The sequence below is a fragment of the Kribbella turkmenica genome (assembly GCF_004348725.1).
GTDB classification, from domain to species: domain Bacteria; phylum Actinomycetota; class Actinomycetes; order Propionibacteriales; family Kribbellaceae; genus Kribbella; species Kribbella turkmenica.
This window is the reverse complement of the sequence record NZ_SMKR01000309.1, coordinates 1-2,531: the sequence shown is the minus strand read 5'-3', so window position 1 is coordinate 2,531 and position 2,531 is coordinate 1. Positions and strand designations below refer to the sequence as shown.

Below are 2,531 nucleotides of genomic sequence, written 5' to 3'. Positions count from 1 at the left end.
GGTGGGGCTCGGGCTGCGGCCGGCTGATGCGGTCGGCCAGAGGAGGATGCCGTCGACGAGGCGGTCACGGAGGCCGTTGAGGGCCGATTCTTCCGCGGTGGGGTCGCCGTCGGTCTGCTCGATCAGGACGGCTACGCCTGTCTTCTTGGCGGCTCGGGCGACGGCTGCGGCCAGGGCGGCGAAGTACGGCGGGGTGAGGTCCGGGACGACCAGGGCGATCACGCCGCAGCGACCTTTGCGGAGCGACCGGGCGCCGAGGTTGGGACGGTAGTCCAGGTCGGCGATCGCGGCCTGGACCTTGGCACGGGTCTCCGGGGTGACGTGCGGATAGTGGTTGATGACATTGGAGACGGTCTTGACCGAGACGCCGGCCCGCCGGGCGACGTCACGCATGCGCGCCGTCATCGGTCCTCCATTCCGCGTCACGGGATGCTGGCGCTCATCACGTTACGGCGCCCAGACGTTCTGTGCAACGCGATAAGCGGGTTCAACGCGTTATGTTGGGTGCGTGCGCGTACAGGTGGAGCCGATGCCGTTGGACGCTCTGGTCGAGCTCGTCAACGGCTGGGGCGTCGAGCCGCGGCGTGCGGGGGCACGGTCGGACGTGCCACCGCTCGCGCCTCACGTCCGTCGAGCCGGCGTCGCGCGCCCGGTGGCGGACTCGCTGACGGACGATGACCTGGTCCGTTTCGCCGACACGGTCTTCGGGATCTTCGCGGCGGACGGTACGGCGGCTCGCGTCGCCGCGGTCTCCGAGCTGTTGTCGACAATCGACGTACGGCCGGATGTCGTGCTGACGGACGGCGTCGTACGCCGGATGTGGTGGGCGGATCGGGATGATGCACTGCTGGCGGCGGCGTTGCTCGCGCTGCGCGGACAGTTGGCCGATGAGGACCCGGGGCGGTTGGGAATCTGCGTCGACGGCGGATGCGCCGACATCTACGTCGACGGCTCACCCGCGGGCCGGCGGCGCTTCTGCTCGGTCCAGTGTCAGAACCGCGCCCGCGCCGCGAAGTACCGCCGGACCCGGCGCGACGCCTCATGAGCCGATGGCCGAGTACGCCGGCCGTGGCGATCCCTGTTCAGAGGGCCCCGTGACGGTGACGGGGCGCGAGAGAGCCTGCGATTTTCACTCCCGGAGAGTACCGATTTCACACTCTGAGCAGTGACGTGCACCACGCAGCCGTGGGCGCCCGTCATGGCACGATGTTCGACGTGACGACTACTGCGGATGGCCCGAAGGCTCTGCCCCTGCTGTTCCTGGGACAGAACACCGATCCGCACTCGGAGCGGGGTGTCGAGTGCCCGGGTGCACTGCCGCCTGCCTCCGACCCGGACCTGGTCGAGCGGGCGCTCAAGGCGAAGGCGGCGCTCGGTGACCAGGTGTTCGTGCTCGGGCACCACTACCAGCGCGACGAGGTGATCCAGTTCGCGGACGTCACCGGCGACTCGTTCAAGCTGGCCCGGGACGCTGCGGCCCGGCCGGACGCGCCGTACATCGTCTTCTGCGGTGTGCACTTCATGGCCGAGTCGGCCGACATCCTGACCAACGACCAGCAGACGGTGATCCTGCCGGACCTGGCCGCCGGGTGCTCGATGGCCGACATGGCCCGGATCCAGCAGGTCGAGGCGGCCTGGGAGGCGCTCGCCGACGCGGGGGTCGCCGAGGTGACCGTGCCGGTGACATACATGAATTCGAGCGCCGACATCAAGGCGTTCTGCGGCCGGAACGGCGGCGCCGTCTGTACGTCGAGCAACGCGGACACCGCGCTCGAGTGGGCCTTCGAACAGGGCGAGAAGGTGTTGTTCCTGCCCGACCAGCACCTCGGCCGGAACACCGCCGTACTGAAGCTGGGCCTGAGCCTGCACGACTGCGTGGTGTACGACCCGCACAAGCCGGGTGGCGGGCTGACCCGCGAGCAGTTGGCGGCCGCGAAGATGATCCTGTGGCGCGGGCACTGCTCGGTGCACGGCCGGTTCACCGCCGCCTCGGTCGACGACGTCCGGGCCCGGATCCCCGGCGTGAACGTGATCGTCCACCCCGAGTGCCGGCACGAGGTCGTCACGAAGGCGGACCTGGTCGGGTCGACGGAGTACATCATCGACACGCTCGCGAAGGCCGAGCCCGGTACGTCGTGGGCCGTCGGCACCGAGCTGAACCTGGTGCAGCGGTTGGCCAAGCAGCACACCGACAAGAGCATCGTCTTCCTGGACAAGGCGGTCTGCTACTGCGCCACGATGAACCGGATCGATTTGCCGCACTTCGTCTGGGCGCTGGAGAACCTGGTCGCCGGGCACGTGGTCAACCCGATCAAGGTCGACGCGGACACCGAGAAGTACGCCAAGCTCGCCCTCGACCGGATGCTCGCCCTCCCAGGCAAGACCGCCCGGGACTGACCAACCGTCCACATCTGGTGGGCCAACCCACCCCGCACAGGGCTGGCCAACGGGATTTCGGTTGGTGAACCCACAAGCGGGTGGGTCAGCCCACCGGACGGGGACCGGGGACCGGGGACCGGATAAGGGCCGGG

General features: G+C 69.2%; 3 protein-coding genes. 2 read left to right on the top strand and 1 reads right to left on the bottom strand.

What is annotated here, in order from left to right; all coding sequences use genetic code 11:
* Positions 1-405, bottom strand: a 405-nt coding sequence (locus E1218_RS35430) for a LacI family DNA-binding transcriptional regulator (protein WP_132327399.1), incomplete at its 3' end; no start/stop codon positions are given.
* Positions 406-508: 103 nt separating this feature from the next.
* Here E1218_RS35430 and E1218_RS35425 point away from each other — a divergent pair.
* Both E1218_RS35425 and nadA read left to right on the top strand, forming a co-directional pair.
* Entirely contained in the window at positions 509-1,045 is a 537-nt protein-coding gene (locus E1218_RS35425) for a CGNR zinc finger domain-containing protein (protein WP_132327398.1), read from the top strand.
* 170 nt (positions 1,046-1,215) lie between these two features.
* Entirely contained in the window at positions 1,216-2,397 is a 1,182-nt protein-coding gene (gene nadA, locus E1218_RS35420; protein WP_132327397.1) for a quinolinate synthase NadA, read from the top strand.
* The last annotated feature ends 134 nt before the right edge of the window (positions 2,398-2,531 follow it).